This is a genomic window from Devosia sp. T2-14, from assembly GCF_055397495.1.
This window is the reverse complement of sequence record NZ_AP027921.1, coordinates 1,606,372-1,623,360: the sequence shown is the minus strand read 5'-3', so window position 1 is coordinate 1,623,360 and position 16,989 is coordinate 1,606,372. Positions and strand designations below refer to the sequence as shown.

Sequence of the window (16,989 nt, the reverse complement as noted above, 5' to 3'; positions counted from 1 at the left end):
ACAACCTGTGCCATTATGGGACGAATCCCAATATGGGCAAAAGCAGGGCGCCGGAGGGGTAATCTCGCTCAGAATAGTCTCCTGACGGCCTAATTCCGTGGGTAGGTCATAGCTCGTGAATAACTACTCGAAGGGAAATCCTTATGGCTGATTGGCCAAACGCCAACAATACTGGCGTTCCGGACGGCGTCACACTCCTCCCGTCCGGAGGCATCGTCGTAACCAAGCCAGGCACCGTCATCTCGGGCCTCGACATCAAGGGCCCGGTTGTCATCCAGGCCAACAACGTGACGATCGAAAACTGCAAGATCACCGCGACCGACTTTTCGGGCGTCCGGATCATGCCCGGCTATTCCGGCACCATTGTCCAGAACAACGAGATCAATGGTAACGGCGCCCATAACGGCATCTTCGGTAACGGCACGTTCCTGAACAATAACATCTATGCAGTCGAAAACGGCATTGCGCTTCAGGGCAGCAACACCGTGATCGAGGGCAACTACATCCACGATATGTATGCGCCCGGCTCGCCGCACTATGACGGCATCGAGATCGACGGCGGCATTTCCAACGTCACCATTCGCGGCAATACGATCATCAATGATCACGGGCAGACGTCCGCCATCATGATCGACAATTATTTCGGCGCGATCAACAACATCAAGGTCGACGGCAATTTGCTGGCCGGCGGCGGTTACACGATCTACGTGGACGGCCAGTTCAACAGCAACCCGATCTCCGGCGTCAGCATCACCAACAACCACCTGGGTAAGGGCGGTTACGGCACCACCAACTTCAACAAGACCAACCCAACCTTCTCGGGCAACTCGACTGACGGCTGGTCTCTGGTGGATGGCCTGGACAATCAGCCGATCACCCCGAAGCCCGATCCGATCGATCCGACGCCTCCGGTTGTTGACCCCAAGCCGCCGGTTGAATCCAACTCGGCCACCGATGGTGCCGATCGCCTGAACGGTGACGCTGGCAACAACGTCATCGACGGCAAGGGCGGCAATGACATCATCAATGGCGGTGCCGGTAACGACACCATCTATGGTGGTGCAGGCTACGACACCATGACCGGCGGTGCCGGCAATGACATCTTCGCCTTCCGCAGTGCTGCTGAGATCGGTAGCAAGCCGGGCGCGCGGGATATCATCACCGACTTCACCTCGGGCCAGGACAAGATCGACCTCTCGGCGATCGATGCCAACCCGAACCTGGCAGGCAACCAGAACTTCACGTTCCTGGCGGCCGAAGATGCCTCGTTCACCAAGAAGGCTGGTCAGCTGGCCTGGCACTACAATGACGCCGCCGGCGTGACCATCGTGCAGGGTGACATCAATGGCGATGGCAAGCACGATTTTGAAATCGAACTGAAGGGCAAAGTTGACCTGAAGGCTTCCGATTTCATCGGTGTTGGCGATCAGACCACGACGACCCCTCCGGACGAAATCGCGCCGCCCACCACCCCGCCTGAAGAGGTCAAGCCGCCGGCCGGTCTGGTCGACGTCATCGGCACCTCGCGTGGCGACAAGCTTGCGGCAACGTCTGCCGACAGCTTCCTGTCCGGCCTTGGCGGCAATGACACCCTGCGTGGCGGTGCCGGCAATGACGTCCTCTGGGGCGGCGAAGGTCGCGACACGTTGATCGGCGGCGGCGGCAAGGACGTCTTCCTGTTCAAGTCCGTGTCCGAGATCGGCTCCACGCCGAGCACCCGTGACGTCATCACCGACTTCACCAAGGGTTACGACAAGATCGACCTTTCGGCGATCGACGCGAACTCCAAGGTGTCGGGCAACCAGGCCTTCACCTTCCTCGCGCAGGACGGCCAGGCGTTCACCAAGCAGGCCGGTCAGCTCGCATGGCACACCGAGAGCGGTAAGACGATCGTTCAGGGTGACGTCAACGGTGACGGCATCCATGACTTCGAGTTCCAGCTCAATGGCGTGATCCACCTGGGCGCAGGCGACTTCGTCCTGTAACTCCCCAATCCTGCTGGCGGCCCCCTTCCAGATGGGGCCGCCAGCGTCCCCGATCGATTTGCGTAGAATTCGCGATTCATAGTTACCCGGCTTAGCTCGCTTCGCGCCCCGGATAACGTAAAAATGCTCAAAAAAGCGGCAGAATGGCACCCCTTGCCCTGCCGCGACGCTTTGTTGTGAGCCAACACTTTACCGAGTCACGGACGTGTCACGGCAGCTGTGCATTTGTGGTGGTGTAGCCAGAAGGCTATTAATTCATCATCGGAGCTAAAATGTCAGACGTCAGTAGCCCGGTTGCCGAGCAGGGAATTTATGCGTTTTGGCAGACTACACCGTCTCAGGATGCGGAGTGCCGCGATGGAATCCTGATCCTTGCCGACACCGGTGTAACCTTCCAGAGCTTGCTAAACTCGGCCCAGAAGTGCTTTCCAAGGGTCGGGGTGACCCTTACCAACCAACTTCCTGACGATGATCCGGCCCAGTTTCTGCCCCGGCTCATCCTTGTCGACGCCTTCGCCTTCCGAAATGTCTCCAGTTTGATTTCACAGTGTCGTGACCGCTACCCCAATGCCCCGATCGCGCTGATGGTGGAAAGTGGGTGGAACGAGGATCCCGCACTGCGCGCAATCGTTGCCGAACGGGCGATCCAGGGACTGGTGCCCTTCAATCTGCAGATCAATGTGTGGCTCGCCACTGTCTGGCTTTTGCTCAATGGCGGTGAGTATTTCCCACATGTCATGTCACCTCGCTCGGCAGCAAAGGGATTTTTGACACGTCGCAGCCAACAAGTCGGGTCAGATCCACAATCTGAATCGGCAGGAGTACTTTCAACAAGAGAAGCTGAAGTACTCGAACTTATGTCTGATGGACTTCAGAACAAGATCATTGCAGCGAAAATGGCTTTGTCTGAACACACCGTAAAGGTTCATGTGCATAATATTATCCGCAAGCTGAAGGTTCACAATCGGACTCAAGCTGCGGCAGTGTTCAGATCATTTGATCGGCGCGCCAGTTACGAAGCGCCAATCGCACGGGGGCCGGCACAACTATAATTTCACGCAACCAATCCGCTTGCTCCGCATTTATGGAACACAAACCGATTACGGGTAAACCCGTTGCACCCAACTCGATAGTTCGAACATACAATTAAATGCGCCTGGGGAATTTAATATCCATGTACACGATTCAGGAGAAGACGGCGCAAATATCTATCCTGACTCTTGGAGACTGTGTTGTGTCTTCGGGTGGACGTACCGTTGCGCCGACTTTTAATTTTCTTCGCATATTGGTATACATCCTTATTGAAACGCGTGGCCGGCCTGTCCTGCGCCGTCGAATTGCCAGCCTGATCTGGTCTGACACTCCCTCTGACCAAGCCAATGCTGATATTCGCCAGACGATCGCCAGAATCCGTCGCTTTCAAGAGGAAGAAAACTTTCAACTTCTTTCGACCGACTCCCAGACGGCCTGGCTCAATCTGGACCAAAACGTCTATATCGACCTTGCAGAATTCATAGACCTCATCGCCAATCCCTCGCCCAGCGCCTGGGTCCGCCTTTGTCAGATCTACAAGGGTGACCTGCTAGGGTCGCAACGCCCGGCGGGGGAAGGCTTTGAGGAATGGCTGGACCATCACCGCACCGCACTGCGCTATGACTTTGTCAGCGCAATATCGCAGGCAGTGCTGCCGGACAGCCAGCTAACGCCGCAGGAACGCCACTTCTGCGCGCAGCGGTTGCTGCAGGAAGACCCCTACCATGAGGGCGCCCACCGCGCCCTCATGTATGATGCCGCCTTGAATGGCCAGTTCAGCTTCGTGCGCTATCTGTTCGAGGAATGCAGTCGCACCTTGCGTGACGAACTGGGGATCAAACCCGCCGAGGAAACCACGCGGCTTTATCGCCGCCTCATCAACGGCGAGCCGGTCAGCTAGGCGCCCATAGCGCCTGGACCGAAACCGCCCGGCCTAAGCCGCCGGGCGGCGCTTACCCGCCCACCGTTCTCCTGAGCTAAGCCTTAGGATGCAGCGCGCGTAGGCTCGCATCCAAAAGCATGAATTGCCCAGTGAGCCCTTAGACTGCGCGCGGCATGGCCGCCACGGCTGTCGCTGCGCCGTGCTGGGTGAGGAACACTTCGCCGGTCAGCGCGGCCAGAAACACACTGCGCTGGAGCTTGTCCATGACCGGCCCTTTGACCTCGGACAGGTGCAGGCGGATATTCTGCGCCTTGAGCCGCTCATTGATCGCCTCGAGGCTCTCAAGGGCGGACAGGTCCAGATCGTTGACCGCCGAACACATCAGAATGACGTCGCGCAGCTCCGGCTTGGCCAGCGCCTCGGCGTAAACGAGGTCCTCGAGGTGCCGGGCATTGGCGAAATAGAGGCTCTCATCGACGCGGATCGAGACGACTGCCGGGTGGGTCTCCACCGCGTGGCGCTTGATGTTGCGATAGTGCTCGGTGCCCGGAACCCGGCCAACAATGGCCGCGTGGGGCCGCGACGAGCGATAGAGGAACACGAGGATTGACGCCCCTACGCCCAACGAGATGCCCACTTCGACGCCGAGCAGCAGGGTGCCGACCAGCGTGATCGCCACAGCCGCAAAATCGGCCCGCGAATAGGTCCATGCGCGCTTGAGAATGCCGAAATCGACCAGCGTCAGCACCGCGACGATGATGGTGGCCGATAGCGTCGCCTTGGGCAGCACGGCCAGGAATGGCGTCAGCAGCAGGGTTGCCCCGGCAATGCCGATAGCCGTGAAGACTCCGGCGGCCGGGGTCGCGGCACCGGCGTCGAAGTTCACCACCGAGCGGGCAAAGCCTCCCGTCACCGGATAGCCGCCGCCGACAGCTGCGGCAAGATTGGCCGCGCCGAGCCCGATCAGCTCCTGATTGGGATCGATGCGCTGGCGCCGCTTGGCCGCCAGGGTCTGGGCAACCGACACCGACTCCACGAAGCCGACAATGGAAATGATCAGCGCCGGCACCAGCAGCGCCTCGATGGTCTCCAGCGAGAAATTGGGGACCGACAACATGGGCAGGCCCTGCGGCACGTCGCCGACGAGGGCCACGCCCTTGGCGCCGAGATCGAACACCACGGCGGCGGCCATGCTGAGGAACACCACCAGCACCGGCCCGGCCCGCACCAGAAGATTGGCGAGACCCGGCTTCACGCCCAGACGGATCAGCAGCGGCTTGAGGAAGGTGCGGATCCACACCAAAAGCCCAAGCGCGATCACGCCCACCGCCATCGTATAGGGGTTGAACTGGCCGAGGTGGCTGCCGATCGAGGCCAGCAGGTTGGGCATGGCGTGGCCTTCAGAGGAAATGCCCAGCAGCCCGCCAAGCTGGCTGGTGGCGATGATCAGGCCCGAGGCCGTGATGAAGCCCGAAATCACCGGATGGGAGAGGAAGTTGGCGATGAAGCCAAGCCGGAACAGGCCCATCAGCGTCAGCATGGCGCCCGACAGCAGCGCCAGCAGGATCGCCGCACTGGCATAGTCGGCAGTGCCGGTCGCCGCAACGCGGCCAACGGCGGCGGCGGTCATCAGCGAGACAACCGCCACCGGACCGACGGCCAGCGCCGTCGACGTGCCGAAGATCGCATAGGCGATCAGCGGCAGGATGGAAGCATAAAGACCTACCTCGGGCGGCAGTCCCGCCAGCAGGGCGTAAGCCAGCGACTGGGGGATCAGCATGATGGTGACGATCACGGCAGCGACCAGATCGCTGGTCAGGGTCTGCCGGTCGTAGCGCCGTCCCCAGTCAAGGATAGGCAGGTAGGTCTTGAGGTTCATCGTGGGTTACTTGGCGAGAGCTTGATAGAGGCTGCCGGCGCGGCCGCCGGAGCGGCAATAGCCGATGATGGGGCCATCGGTGTTGGCGAGGGCCTGCTCCATCTGGATGATCTGGCCTTCGCTCAGCTGGCCAGTCACCGGAATGTGGAAGGCCTTCATGCCAAAGCGCTGGGCAATGGTGGCGATCGCTTCGAAGCTGGGCTGGTCGGGGTCTTCATTGTCCGGCCGTGCGCAGATGATGGCCCGGAAGCCGTCTTCTGCCAGTTTCTTGACCTCGTCGGTCTGCACCTGGCCAGCGATGGCGAAACGGTCGTCGATCTTGCGGATATTCATTGGTCTAAGTCCTGCGTCGTTCAAAGGCCGTTGACCGGCACCTTCAGGAAGGTTTTGCCGTCTTCGTCCTTGGGGGGGAGTTGGCCCGCGCGCATATTCACCTGCAGCGAGGGAATGATGAGCTTGGGCATCGCGAGAGTGGCATCGCGCGCTTCGCGCATGGCTACAAAACTATCTTCGTCCGTGCCACTGCCAACATGGATATTGTGATCACGTTGCTCTGAAACCGTGGTCTCCCAGCGGATATCGCGGCCATTCGGACCGTAGTCGTGGCACATGAACAGCCGCATAGCGTCCGGCAGCTGCAGAAGCCGCTGGATCGAGCGGTAGAGCGTACGCGCGTCGCCGCCCGGGAAGTCGGCACGGGCCGAGCCGCCATCGGGCATGAACAGCGTATCGCCGACAAAGGCGGCGTCGCCCACGACATGCACCATGTCAGCCGGCGTGTGGCCGGGCGTGAAAAGGGTATGCACCGCCATGGTGCCGATCTGGTAGCTGTCACCATCGGCAAACAGGCGATCGAACTGGGAGCCATTGCGCTCGAATTCGGTGCCCTCATTGAAGATCTTGCCGAACGTGTCCTGCACCACGGTGATCTGGTCACCAATGCCCAGCTTGCCACCAAGCTTGGTCTGGATATAGGGCGCTGCCGACAGGTGATCGGCATGGACATGGGTTTCGATCAGCCATTCCAGCGTCCAGCCATTGGCGCGGATATGGGCGATGATCTTGTCGGCGCCCTCATAGGCGATGCGGCCGGAGGCATAGTCAAAGTCCATCACGGAATCGATCACCGCGCAGGCGCTCGAATTGGGGTCCTTGACGATATAGCTGATGGTGTTGGTCGCCTCGTCGAAGAAGGCAACCACCTCGGGATGCACCGACAGGTCGGTTGCGAAGGGAATGGCGGGAAAGCTCGACATGAGAGTTCCTTTCTCAAGCATCAGACAGTGACGGCACGGCGCGCGCTGGCGGCCTGGATGGCCCTGGCCACCACGATACCGCCCATCATGGCCAGCACGAACATGACCGGGCCCACTTCGCCCAGACCCAGTGCGGGAATGGCGCCACCAGGGCAAAATCCGGCAATCCCCCAACCCAGCCCAAACAGGGCGGAGCCTCCGACCAGCGGCAGATCAATATCACGACGCGTCGGCAGGTGGAATTTTGTATCAAAACGAGGAGCCGGCCGGCGCAGCACGAAGCGGTAGCCAATGAAGGTGACCGTCAGGGCCGATGCCATGACCAGCAGCAGGCTGGGGTCCCAGTTGCCGAACAGGTCAAAGAAGTTGAGGACCTTGGCAGGGTTGCCCATGCCCGAGATGGCAATGCCGGCGCCAAAAACCAGCCCGATCAGGCCCGCGGAAACAATACGGCGCATCAGAAGCCCCCCAGCACGTGACGAATGACAAAGACGGTGACGAAGGTTGCAGCCATGAAGGTCACGGTCGCCACGATCGAGCGGACCGAAAGCCGGGCGATGCCGCAGACGCCGTGCCCGCTGGTGCAGCCGCCGCCATAGGTGACGCCGATGCCAACGAGCAGGCCGCTGACCAGGATCGCCCAGCTCGGCACGTCGCTGGCAAAGGGGACAGGCTGGCCGCTGATCAGGAAGATCAGGCCGGGCGCCAACACCGCGCCAAGCAGGAAGGCTGCGCGCCAGCCCCATTCGCCGCGCTCAAAGCTCAGCAGCCCGCTGACGATGCCGGTCATTCCGGCAATGCGTCCGTGCAGCGCCATCAGCGCCACGGCGGCAAGGCCGATCAACGCTCCGCCAAAGATCGCCTCGAGGGGCGTAAAACTTGTCATCATGGTCAGTCTATGATCCTAAGCGTCGTTCCAGCAGCGAGCCCGCCGAATTTCGTTGCCATACATATTCGAATATTCTAATATGTCAACATGCTACTGAATGAACCACCCGTGATGGACATCACCGAACTCGAACCGCGCGCTGAAGAAGCCAGCCAGCTGCTGACGGCCATGGCCAATCCCAAGCGCCTGCTGATCCTGTGCAATCTGCTTGACCGCGAATGCACGGTGAATGAGCTCGCCGGGCTGGTGGCGCTCGACCAGTCCCCCCTGTCCCAGCATCTCGCCAAGCTGCGCGCGCTGGGGCTGGTCAAGACGCGCCGGGACGGCCAATCCGTTCATTACCGGCTGGCGTCTGATGCCGTTACGCGCGTGCTGACGACCCTCTACGACATCTACTGCCGCCCGCAGGCCGCCCCCGAAAACCCATAGACCGGCACCTCGCTGTAGCGACTCGTCTCTCGGGGCAACCGCGGGCGCGCGGGGCAATGCGCCTATCGAGCGCAATTTCTGCGCCTGACGAAACACTCGCTCCTTCAAACACTTAGCGCCATGAACCCGTCGTAGCGATGCGCCGGGCGCATGGCTGCATTGACATTCCGATCTGATGTATACAGTATGTTACATGCAGATAGAGTCCTCCAAAAGAATGGACGGCCGCTGCAGTGTCATTCTTGGGAGGGATCTGATGTCCTTGTTCACAACGCGTCGCGCTTTTGTCGCGGCGCTTGCAGCCACCGCTATTTTGTCGCCGTCCTTTGCCGTCATGGCGCAGGATTTCCCCAATAAGCCCGTGACCATGATCGTGCCGTGGGGCGCTGGTGGCGGCACCGACGCGACCGCGCGCATCATCGCTACCCTGCTGGAAAAGGAACTGGGCGTTCCCGTTCCGGTCGAAAACCGCACGGGCGGTTCGGGCGTGGTTGGCCACTCGGCCATCGCCAATGCCAAGGCCGACGGCTACACACTCGGCATTGCAACGCTCGAAATCGGCGGCATGCACTACCAGGGTCTCACCGAGATCACCTATCAGAACTTCACCCCGATCGGCCTCTACAATGCCGACCCGGCCGCAATCTTCGTGCGCGTCGACGGCCCCTATGCCGATACCAACGCACTGGTCGACGCCATCAAGTCCAGCTCGGATCGTGAGCTCAAGGCCTCTGGTTCGGCACAGGGCGGCGTGAACCACCTGGCCGTTGCCGGCATGCTCAACGCACTCGAAATCCCCGTCACCCGCGTGGCCTGGGTGCCGTCGGAAGGCGCCGCGCCCGGCCTGCAGGATCTGGCTGCCGGCGGCGTGCATTTCGTCACCGCATCGCTGCCTGAAGGTCAGGCCCTGATGGATGCCGGCCGCATCAAGCCGATCGCCATCTTCGGCACCGAGCGCAGCGTCGATGCGCCTGAACTGCCGACCTTTGCCGAAGAAACCGGCGTTGATTTCGCCCTGGGCTCCTGGCGCGGCATTGTTGCCCCGGCTGGCGTCGATGCGGCAATCGCCGAAAAGCTCCAGACCGCTATCGGCAAGGTGCTGCAGCAGTCTGAATACACCGATTTCATGGCCGCCCGCGGCTATGACATGCGCTGGACCGCCGGCGCGGACTTCGAGGCCTTCATGGCCCAGTCCGACGCACAGATGGGTATTACCCTCAAGGCCGTTGGCCTGGCGAAATAAGCACGGCGGAGGCCGCCACTGGCGGCCTCCGTTTTCAATGCGGGAGGAATACGATGCGTATTCATGATGGCCTTCTGGGCCTGGTTTTCATCGCGCTGGGCATTGCCACCGTCTGGCAGGCAGCGAGTTTTCCGGGCATGCCCGGGCAGGCCATCGGACCCGGTACGTTCCCGATGGTTTTCGGCGGCATTTTCGTCATCGGCGGACTGATCATCAGCGGCAAGGGCATCAAGGTCGGTGTCGGGCGCCTCGTTCAGTTCAACGAAGGCTGGCACCACACCGATCGCGCCGTTGCGGCAGCCATCGCCGTGTTCGGCTCGCTGCTGCTGGCGATCTTCTTCGAGCAGATCGGTTTCATCATTGGCGCTGCCGCGCTGCTGCTCGCCATGTACTGGGTGCAGGGTTACCGCTCGCTGCTGTGGATCGCGGTCTCGCTCGGCTTTGTCGGACTCGTCTATTACGCCATGGCCAAGCTGCTGCTGGTCCCGCTTCCCACTGGCCCATTGTTCTAGGAGCGCGGCATGGAAAATATCATCAACGCCCTGCCGCTGGTTTTCGACCCGTTCAACCTGACGGTCATGCTGGTCTGCGCGCTGTTCGGCCTGTTCATCGGCGCCGTCCCCGGACTGTCAGCAACCATGGCGACCGCCATGCTGGTGCCCGTTACCTTCTATATGGATCCCGTGCCGGCTATCGGCGCCATCGTCACCATGTCGGCCATGGCGATTTTCGCCTCCGACATTCCGACCGCGCTGATCCGCATCCCCGGCACGGCGGCATCCGCCGCCTATGTCGATGACCTCTACAAACTGTCCCAAAAGGGCAAGGCCGGCATGGGCCTGGGCCTTTGCGTCATCACGTCGGCCATCGGCGGTGTGTTCGGCACGCTGGTGCTGATGATCGCAGCGCCCCAGCTGGCCGAAGTCTCGCTCAATTTCACCTCGTTCGAATATTTCTGGCTGGCCATGCTCGGGCTGAGCGCCGCCATCATGCTGGGCACAGGCTCCATCGTCAAAAGCGTCATGGCGCTCTGCGTTGGCCTGCTGATCGCCTCGGTCGGCCTCGACGGCAGCTCGGGCTACCCGCGCTTCACCTATGGCCAGGAATCCCTGCTCAGCGGCATCTCCTTCGTGCCGGCGCTGATCGGCTTCTTTGCCATCCCCGAGGTCATCCGGGCGCTGGTCCACCGCGACAGCACCGAACAGGCCAAGTCGATCAGCAAGGTATCGGAACTGTTCCAGGGCATGGGCAAGACGCTCTGGAAGTTCAAGGCCAACCTGGCCCGCGGCTCGGTGCTCGGCACCATTATCGGCATCCTGCCGGGTGCCGGGTCGGATATTGCTTCCTGGATCACCTATGCGATCTCCAAGAAGTTCTCCAAGAACCCCGAGAAGTTCGGCACCGGCTACGAAGAAGGTCTTGTCGACTCGGGCGCGGCCAACAATTCGGCGCTCAGCGGCGCCTATGTTCCGGCCATGGTCTTCGGCATTCCCGGCGACTCCATCACCGCCATCGTCATCGGCGTGCTCTATGTCAAAGGGCTCAATCCCGGCCCGATGGTGTTCATCAACAATGCCGTCGAAGTGAATGCCATCTTCATGGTCTTCATGCTGGCCAACCTGATGATGGTGCCCCTCGGCATCCTCGCGATCATCCTGGCCGCGCCGGTGCTCAAGATCTCCAAGACCGCGCTTGCGCCGCTGATCCTGGGCTTCGCCATTGTCGGTTCCTTCGCCATCGACCTGTCGGTCACCTCGATCATCGTCATGCTGGTCGTGGGCGTGCTGGCCTATCTGATGGAAGAAAACGACATACCCGTTGCTCCTGCGGTCCTCGGGCTGGTCATGGGCACGCTGGTAGAGCGGAACCTGATTACTTCGCTGATCAAGGGCGACAACTCGCTGATGCCGTTCTTTGAACGTCCGATCGCTGCCGTTCTGGGTGTTTTGACTTTGGCTCTGTGGTTCACACCCGTGCTCTTCAAGCTATACAAGAAGGCTCGCCGCAGGGAGGCCGCAGTATGAAGGACATGAAGATCGAGCAGCCGCGCTCACTCGCCGAAATGGTTGCCGTGCGCTTGCGCAGCGCCATTATCGACGGCGAGATTGGCCTGGGCGAGAGCATTGCCGAGGAAAAGCTGGCGGAGAGTTTCGGCGTCAGCCGCACCCCCGTCCGCGATGCCCTCGTGCTCCTGCAGATGCAGGGCTTGGTTACCGTCCAGCCCAAGCGCGGCAGCTTCGTCTTCATCCCGACGGTCGAAGACGTTGTGCTGATGTGCGAGTTCCGCAAGCTGACCGAGGTCAACGCCATGGAACTGGCCATCCAGCGCAACAAGGCCAGGCTGGTTGCCAGCCTGCGCAGCACCATCGAGGGCATGAGCAGGGCGCGCGAGAACCATGACGCGATCCAGTATGGCAAGTTGGACACCACGTTCCACCAGGCCTTCGTCGATCTGTCGGGCAACCCCTTCATCGCCGATGCCTATGCCCTGGTGTCGGGTCAGATCGCGGCGCTGCGCCACCACCTGACCCGCCCGATAGAATCCCTGCGCGAGATTTCCTTTGCCGAGCATCACCAGTTCATCGATCTGGTCGAACAGGGCGATGTGAAGGGCTTCCGCGAGGTGATGGATCTGCACGTGGATCGAACCAGTGCAATTTATGTGAACGCCTTGGAAACCGCCAAAACCGCTCAGCACAAATAATCTAGTAATTTCAACAACATGACAGCGTGCGACTGACGCGCGCTCCCTTTGTCACGCCTATACCCCAAGGATTCTACGATGAACCAAGCACAAAAGCTGAAAAGCCTGCTGGCCCGGCCGCAGATCGTGATGGCCCCCGGCGCCCCCGATTCCATCACTGCCCGACTTGTCGAGCGGGCCGGGTTCGACGCGATCTACATGACCGGTTTCGGCGCCACCGCCAGCCGTCTGGGCATGCCCGATATCGGCCTGCTGTCGCAGACGGAAATGACCGAGCACGCCCGCAACATGGTGCGCGCCGTCGACACCCCGATCATTGCCGACGCCGATACCGGCTATGGCGGCCCGTCCAATATCCACCGCACGGTGCGCGAATATATCCAGGCCGGCGTTGCTGCGATCCATCTCGAAGATCAGGTCGCCCCCAAGCGTTGCGGTCAGATGGCCGGCGTCAAGCTGATGGATGCCGACGAGAACGTACTGCGCCTCAAGGCCGCCATCGAAGCGCGCGGCAATGATGATCTGGTGATCATCGGCCGCACCGACGCGATGCCCGCAGTCGGCGCCGAAGAAGCGATCCGCCGCGCCCACATGTATCAGGACGCCGGTGTCGATCTGGTCTTCGTCGATGGCATCAAAAAGATCGCCGAAGTCGAAGCCGTCGCCAAGGCGGTCAAAGGCCCCAAGGTCGTCTCCATAGTCGACGGCAACGAGACCACGGCACTCACCGCAGCGGACCTGCAGGAAATGGGCTTCTCGGTGGTGTTCTACGCCGTCACGGCCCTCTTCACCGCCACCCATGCGGTCGCCCAGGCCCTCAACACGCTCAAGGCCGATGGCACCCCCGCCAAGGCCGGCCCCCAGCACAGCTATGCCGAGTTCAGCGACATCGTGGGCCTCGACTTCCACAAGTCCCTCGACGACCGTTTCGGAGCCTGATGTTTCCATGACCTTCAAGATTGTTGTTACCGACAGCGAATTCCCCGATCTCGCCCCCGAGATCGAGGTCATGGCCCGGGCCGGTTTCACCCTGACCCCGCACCAGGCCAAGACCGAGGACGAGCTGATCGCCGCCTGCGCCGACGCTGACGGCCTGCTCAACCAGTATGCCCAGCTGACCCCGCGCGTGATTGCCTCGCTCGACAAGTGCCGCGTCATCTCGCGCTACGGCATCGGCCTCAACACCATCGACGTGGCCGCTGCCACGGCGCGCGGCATCTGCATCGGCAACGTGCCCGATGGCTCGCTCGAGGAAGTGTCCGACCACGCCATCGCGCTGCTGCTTTCGCTGGCGCGTGGCGTCACCAAGTTCAACGACGCCGTCAAGAAAGGCGTCTGGGACTATACGCTGGTCAAGCCGCTTTATCGCGTGCGCGGACGCACGCTCGGTCTCATCAGCTTCGGTAACATCGCCCAGCGCGTTGCCGCCAAGATGGCCGGCTTCGGCGTCACCATCATCGCCTTCGACCCCTATGCCAACAAGGACAAGGCCCGCGAGATGGGCGTTGAACTGGTGGACCTCGATACGCTGTGCGCCCGCTCCGACTACGTGTCGGTGCACGTACCGCTGCTTCCCGAGACACAGCACCTGCTGACCACCCGCCACTTCGACCTGATGAAGCCCTCGACCATCGTCATCAATACCGCGCGCGGTCCGGTGATCGATGAGCAGGCGATGATCGCAGCGCTCCAGGCCGGCAAGATTGCTGGCGCCGGCCTCGACGTGTTCGAGCAGGAGCCGGTGCGCGGGGACCATCCGTTCAAGGGCATGGACAATGTCATCATGACCTCGCACGCGGCCTGGTATTCTGAGGATTCCGAGCTCGAGATCCGCACCAAGACCGCCCAGAACGTGGTCGACGTGCTGCAGGGGCGCTTTCCCACCTATCTCGCCAATCCCGCTGTCCGCGCCAGCATCAGCGATCTGAAGTAAGCGGAGCACAGACAGGTGACCCAACCAGCACACGGCTCTCTGTGCGGACAGATTGCGCTCATTACCGGCGCATCCGGCGGTATTGGACGGGCAACGGCCGAAGAGATGGCGGCACATGGTGCCGACGTCGTGCTGGCTGACCTGTCGAGCCCCGATGCTCTCGTGGAGCATATCACCACCACCTATGGCGTATGCGCCATAGGTGTCGCCATGGACGTGACCAGCGAGGCATCGGTCATCGCCGCCCGCGATAAGGCCGTGGCGGCCGTGGGCAAGATCACCGTCCTGGTCAACAATGCCGGCATCATGCAGCGGGTGTCCGCCGACCATCACACCCTGCCACAAAGCGATTTCGATCGCATGCTGTCGGTCCATGTCAGCGGCCCTGCCATCGTCTCGGCCGCCTGCATTCCCGACATGCGCGAACAGGGCTTCGGGCGGATCATCAACCTCTCCTCGGTCATCGCCCATGTCGGACTGGCGCGGCGCACCGCCTATTCCACCGCCAAAGCCGCCATTGCGGGCCTAACGCGGGGCTTGGCCATGGAGAATGCCCGCAGCGGCATTACCGTCAATTCGGTGTCGCCCGGCTATGTGCTGACCGATGTGCTGCGTGAGAAAATCCGTCTCGGCACCCTCGACTATGCCATGTTTGCCGGTCGCTCCGCAGTCGGCCGCTGGGCCGAAGCCAGCGAGATTGCCCGGGTCATCCGCTTCCTCGCCGAACCGGGTTCGGGTTTCATCACCGGCGCCGACTGGGCAGTCGATGGCGGCTACTCGATCAACGGCAATCCCGGCGAGGACGTCGGCCCGATCGTCCCCTTCTCCGCATCCGGTCCGCAGGTCTGATCGATGAGAACCTCAATCGCGACCGTCTCGATCAGCGGCGATCTGGCGACCAAGCTCGATGCCATTGCACGCGCCGGATTTGATGGCGTCGAGATCTTCGAGAACGACTTCCTGGTGTTCAACGCCTCGCCGCGCGAAGTCGGCCAGATGGTGCGCGATGCCGGGCTCGAACTGACCCTGTTCCAACCCTTCCGCGATTTCGAGGGGATGCCCGAGCCCTATCGCAGCCGCGCTCTCGATCGTGCCGAACGCAAGTTCGACGTGATGGAGGAACTCGGTGCCGAACTCATGCTGGTCTGCTCCAGCACCTCCCCGGTCGCGCTGGGGGGCATCGACCGCATCGCAGCCGACTTTGCCGAGCTGGGCGAGCGCGCGGCCCGGCGCAAACTGCGGGTCGGCTACGAGGCCCTGGCCTGGGGCCGTCACATCAACGATCACCGCGACGCCTGGGAGGTGGTGCGCCGCGCCAACCACCCCAACATCGGCCTCATCCTCGACAGCTTTCACACGCTCTCGCGCGGCATCGACGTCAATTCGATCCGCTCCATTCCGGCCGACAAGATCTTCATCGTGCAGCTGGCCGACGCGCCCAAATATGATATGGACCTGCTCTACTGGAGCCGCCACTACCGCAACATGCCCGGCGAGGGCGACCTGCCGGTGGTCGATTTCATGCGTGCCATAGCCGCCACCGGCTATGACGGGGTGATCTCGCTTGAGATCTTCAACGATCAGTTCCGCGCCGCCAACAACAAGACCGTCGCCGTGGATGGCCAGCGCTCGCTGATGAACCTGATGGACGTGGTCAAGCGCGCTGAACCAGCCTCGGCCATGCGCATCCCCGCCATGCCGCCGCCGGTTGCGGTCGAAAAGGTCGAGTTCGTCGAGTTCACCGCCGACGAAGCCGCCGCGGCCCAGCTCACGACCCTGCTCGCAGCCATGGGATTCCAGCATTCCGGCCAGCATCGCAGCAAGCAGGTCGCCCATTACAGCCAGGGCGGCATCAACATCGTGGTCAATACCGACCGGGCGGGCCTGGCCCACTCGACCTTTCTCAGCCGGGGCCTGTCGGCCTATGCGCTGGGCCTCAAGGTTGATAGCGCTGAGGCCGCCGTCGAGCGGGCCCAGGTGATGGGCGCCCAGCCCTTCCTGCAGCCGGCGGGAGAAGGCAATATCAGTCTGCCCGCCGTGCGCGGAGTCGGTGGGGGCCTTGTCTATTTCGTTGATGGCAAGGGCGAGCAGTCCGATCTCTGGCAGCGCGAATTCCTGCCGGTCGCGCCCGTTCCCGACGCTAATTCGGCCGGGCTCGTCGGCATCGACCACGTCGCCCAGTCCATGCCCTATGACGAGTTGGCCGCGTGGCAGCTGTTCTACACCTCCATCCTTGAGGCGCACAAAACCCCGCCCGTCGACATCATCGACCCTGCCGGGCTGGTGCGCAGTCAGGTCATCGAGAACGACGCACGCAGCCTGCGCATCACCATGAACGGCGCCGAGAACCGTTCGACGCTGGCCGGCTATTTCGTCTCCGAGAGCTTTGGCGCCGGCATCCAGCACCTGGCATTCAGCACCGACGATATCTTCGCCACCGCTGCGGCCATGGCGCGCAACGGCTTTGCTCCACTCACCATCTCGCCCAACTACTATGACGACGTGGAAGCCCGGTTCGGGCTCACCCCCGACTTCGTGGCCGCGCTGCGCCAATACCAGATCCTCTACGACGAGGACGACAAGGGCAGCTACCTCCAGCTCTATAGCCCGCTGATCGGCGGCGCCTTCTTCTTCGAGATAGTCGAGCGCCATCGCTATCAGGGCTATGGCGCGCCTAACGCCATTTTCCGCATCGCCGCCCAGCACCAGTTCATCCGGCGCGCCGACCTGCCGAGACGCTAACCCCGAGATCGCCC

The 16,989-nt window shown here is 61.9% G+C and carries 17 protein-coding genes; 12 read left to right on the top strand and 5 right to left on the bottom strand.

Annotated elements, in window-relative coordinates; all coding sequences use genetic code 11:
• Positions 1-143: 143 nt before the first annotated feature.
• From ACZ5WT_RS08065 to ACZ5WT_RS08055, 3 genes are all read left to right on the top strand, one after another.
• Positions 144-1,985, top strand: coding sequence for a M10 family metallopeptidase C-terminal domain-containing protein (locus ACZ5WT_RS08065; protein ID WP_464286854.1), 1,842 nt, complete (start codon positions 144-146; stop codon positions 1,983-1,985).
• A gap of 272 nt (positions 1,986-2,257) precedes the next feature.
• Positions 2,258-3,037 carry a helix-turn-helix transcriptional regulator gene (locus tag ACZ5WT_RS08060; RefSeq protein ID WP_464286853.1) on the top strand — a complete coding sequence of 260 codons (780 nt, stop codon included), beginning with the start codon at positions 2,258-2,260 and terminating at the stop codon, positions 3,035-3,037.
• 122 nt (positions 3,038-3,159) lie between these two features.
• Positions 3,160-3,918, top strand: coding sequence for an AfsR/SARP family transcriptional regulator (locus tag ACZ5WT_RS08055; protein ID WP_464286852.1), 759 nt, complete (start codon positions 3,160-3,162; stop codon positions 3,916-3,918).
• A 139-nt stretch (positions 3,919-4,057) separates the two neighbouring features.
• Here ACZ5WT_RS08055 and ACZ5WT_RS08050 read toward each other — a convergent pair whose 3' ends face one another.
• The 5 genes from ACZ5WT_RS08050 to ACZ5WT_RS08030 are packed head-to-tail and all read right to left on the bottom strand — an operon-like array spanning position 4,058 to position 7,921.
• Positions 4,058-5,779: a SulP family inorganic anion transporter gene (locus tag ACZ5WT_RS08050; protein ID WP_464286851.1), complete on the bottom strand. Its 1,722-nt coding sequence runs from the start codon at positions 5,777-5,779 to the stop codon at positions 4,058-4,060.
• A gap of 6 nt (positions 5,780-5,785) precedes the next feature.
• Complete coding sequence (locus ACZ5WT_RS08045) at positions 5,786-6,112, bottom strand: protein tyrosine phosphatase family protein (protein ID WP_464286850.1); 327 nt, start codon at positions 6,110-6,112, stop codon at positions 5,786-5,788.
• Positions 6,113-6,132: 20 nt separating this feature from the next.
• Positions 6,133-7,035 (bottom strand): MBL fold metallo-hydrolase, encoded by a 903-nt coding sequence (locus ACZ5WT_RS08040; protein ID WP_464286849.1) that lies wholly within the window; start codon positions 7,033-7,035, stop codon positions 6,133-6,135.
• A gap of 20 nt (positions 7,036-7,055) precedes the next feature.
• On the bottom strand, positions 7,056-7,493 hold the full coding sequence (locus ACZ5WT_RS08035; RefSeq protein ID WP_464286848.1) for a DUF6691 family protein: 438 nt from the start codon (positions 7,491-7,493) through the stop codon (positions 7,056-7,058).
• Positions 7,493-7,921: a YeeE/YedE family protein gene (locus tag ACZ5WT_RS08030; protein ID WP_464287169.1), complete on the bottom strand. Its 429-nt coding sequence runs from the start codon at positions 7,919-7,921 to the stop codon at positions 7,493-7,495. The genes ACZ5WT_RS08035 and ACZ5WT_RS08030 overlap by 1 nt, the downstream gene beginning before the upstream one ends.
• 114 nt (positions 7,922-8,035) lie before the next feature.
• On the opposite strand from ACZ5WT_RS08030, the gene ACZ5WT_RS08025 reads away from it, so the two are divergent.
• The 9 genes from ACZ5WT_RS08025 to ACZ5WT_RS07985 all read left to right on the top strand — a co-directional run bounded on the left by ACZ5WT_RS08025 (position 8,036) and on the right by ACZ5WT_RS07985 (position 16,975).
• Positions 8,036-8,353 (top strand): ArsR/SmtB family transcription factor, encoded by a 318-nt coding sequence (locus tag ACZ5WT_RS08025; protein ID WP_464286847.1) that lies wholly within the window; start codon positions 8,036-8,038, stop codon positions 8,351-8,353.
• Between the two features lie 256 nt (positions 8,354-8,609).
• Positions 8,610-9,596, top strand: coding sequence for a tripartite tricarboxylate transporter substrate binding protein (locus ACZ5WT_RS08020; protein ID WP_464286846.1), 987 nt, complete (start codon positions 8,610-8,612; stop codon positions 9,594-9,596).
• 53 nt (positions 9,597-9,649) lie between these two features.
• Entirely contained in the window at positions 9,650-10,108 is a 459-nt protein-coding gene (locus tag ACZ5WT_RS08015) for a tripartite tricarboxylate transporter TctB family protein (protein ID WP_464286845.1), read from the top strand.
• A 9-nt stretch (positions 10,109-10,117) separates the two neighbouring features.
• Entirely contained in the window at positions 10,118-11,620 is a 1,503-nt protein-coding gene (locus ACZ5WT_RS08010) for a tripartite tricarboxylate transporter permease (protein ID WP_464286844.1), read from the top strand.
• Positions 11,617-12,300 carry a GntR family transcriptional regulator gene (locus ACZ5WT_RS08005; protein WP_464286843.1) on the top strand — a complete coding sequence of 228 codons (684 nt, stop codon included), beginning with the start codon at positions 11,617-11,619 and terminating at the stop codon, positions 12,298-12,300. The genes ACZ5WT_RS08010 and ACZ5WT_RS08005 overlap by 4 nt, the downstream gene beginning before the upstream one ends.
• A gap of 78 nt (positions 12,301-12,378) precedes the next feature.
• Positions 12,379-13,239 (top strand): isocitrate lyase/PEP mutase family protein, encoded by an 861-nt coding sequence (locus ACZ5WT_RS08000; RefSeq protein ID WP_464286842.1) that lies wholly within the window; start codon positions 12,379-12,381, stop codon positions 13,237-13,239.
• 7 nt (positions 13,240-13,246) lie between these two features.
• Positions 13,247-14,233 carry a C-terminal binding protein gene (locus ACZ5WT_RS07995; protein WP_464286841.1) on the top strand — a complete coding sequence of 329 codons (987 nt, stop codon included), beginning with the start codon at positions 13,247-13,249 and terminating at the stop codon, positions 14,231-14,233.
• 15 nt (positions 14,234-14,248) lie between these two features.
• Entirely contained in the window at positions 14,249-15,082 is an 834-nt protein-coding gene (locus ACZ5WT_RS07990) for an SDR family NAD(P)-dependent oxidoreductase (RefSeq protein WP_464286840.1), read from the top strand.
• A gap of 3 nt (positions 15,083-15,085) precedes the next feature.
• On the top strand, positions 15,086-16,975 hold the full coding sequence (locus ACZ5WT_RS07985; RefSeq protein WP_464286839.1) for a bifunctional sugar phosphate isomerase/epimerase/4-hydroxyphenylpyruvate dioxygenase family protein: 1,890 nt from the start codon (positions 15,086-15,088) through the stop codon (positions 16,973-16,975).
• Positions 16,976-16,989: the final 14 nt, after the last annotated feature.

What these genes read in the sequence shown, in the direction of transcription:
- ACZ5WT_RS07995 (WP_464286841.1), top strand. Translation starts at nt 13,247, where the DNA reads ATGACCTTCAAGATTGTTGTTACCGACAGCGAATTCCCCGATCTCGCC.
- ACZ5WT_RS08065 (WP_464286854.1), top strand. Translation starts at nt 144, where the DNA reads ATGGCTGATTGGCCAAACGCCAACAATACTGGCGTTCCGGACGGCGTC.
- ACZ5WT_RS08000 (WP_464286842.1), top strand. Translation starts at nt 12,379, where the DNA reads ATGAACCAAGCACAAAAGCTGAAAAGCCTGCTGGCCCGGCCGCAGATC.
- ACZ5WT_RS08060 (WP_464286853.1), top strand. Translation starts at nt 2,258, where the DNA reads ATGTCAGACGTCAGTAGCCCGGTTGCCGAGCAGGGAATTTATGCGTTT.
- ACZ5WT_RS08005 (WP_464286843.1), top strand. Translation starts at nt 11,617, where the DNA reads ATGAAGGACATGAAGATCGAGCAGCCGCGCTCACTCGCCGAAATGGTT.
- ACZ5WT_RS08020 (WP_464286846.1), top strand. Translation starts at nt 8,610, where the DNA reads ATGTCCTTGTTCACAACGCGTCGCGCTTTTGTCGCGGCGCTTGCAGCC.
- ACZ5WT_RS08015 (WP_464286845.1), top strand. Translation starts at nt 9,650, where the DNA reads ATGCGTATTCATGATGGCCTTCTGGGCCTGGTTTTCATCGCGCTGGGC.
- ACZ5WT_RS08040 (WP_464286849.1), bottom strand. Translation starts at nt 7,035, where the DNA reads ATGTCGAGCTTTCCCGCCATTCCCTTCGCAACCGACCTGTCGGTGCAT.
- ACZ5WT_RS08055 (WP_464286852.1), top strand. Translation starts at nt 3,160, where the DNA reads ATGTACACGATTCAGGAGAAGACGGCGCAAATATCTATCCTGACTCTT.
- ACZ5WT_RS08035 (WP_464286848.1), bottom strand. Translation starts at nt 7,493, where the DNA reads ATGCGCCGTATTGTTTCCGCGGGCCTGATCGGGCTGGTTTTTGGCGCC.
- ACZ5WT_RS08045 (WP_464286850.1), bottom strand. Translation starts at nt 6,112, where the DNA reads ATGAATATCCGCAAGATCGACGACCGTTTCGCCATCGCTGGCCAGGTG.
- ACZ5WT_RS08030 (WP_464287169.1), bottom strand. Translation starts at nt 7,921, where the DNA reads ATGACAAGTTTTACGCCCCTCGAGGCGATCTTTGGCGGAGCGTTGATC.
- ACZ5WT_RS07985 (WP_464286839.1), top strand. Translation starts at nt 15,086, where the DNA reads ATGAGAACCTCAATCGCGACCGTCTCGATCAGCGGCGATCTGGCGACC.
- ACZ5WT_RS08025 (WP_464286847.1), top strand. Translation starts at nt 8,036, where the DNA reads ATGGACATCACCGAACTCGAACCGCGCGCTGAAGAAGCCAGCCAGCTG.
- ACZ5WT_RS08050 (WP_464286851.1), bottom strand. Translation starts at nt 5,779, where the DNA reads ATGAACCTCAAGACCTACCTGCCTATCCTTGACTGGGGACGGCGCTAC.
- ACZ5WT_RS08010 (WP_464286844.1), top strand. Translation starts at nt 10,118, where the DNA reads ATGGAAAATATCATCAACGCCCTGCCGCTGGTTTTCGACCCGTTCAAC.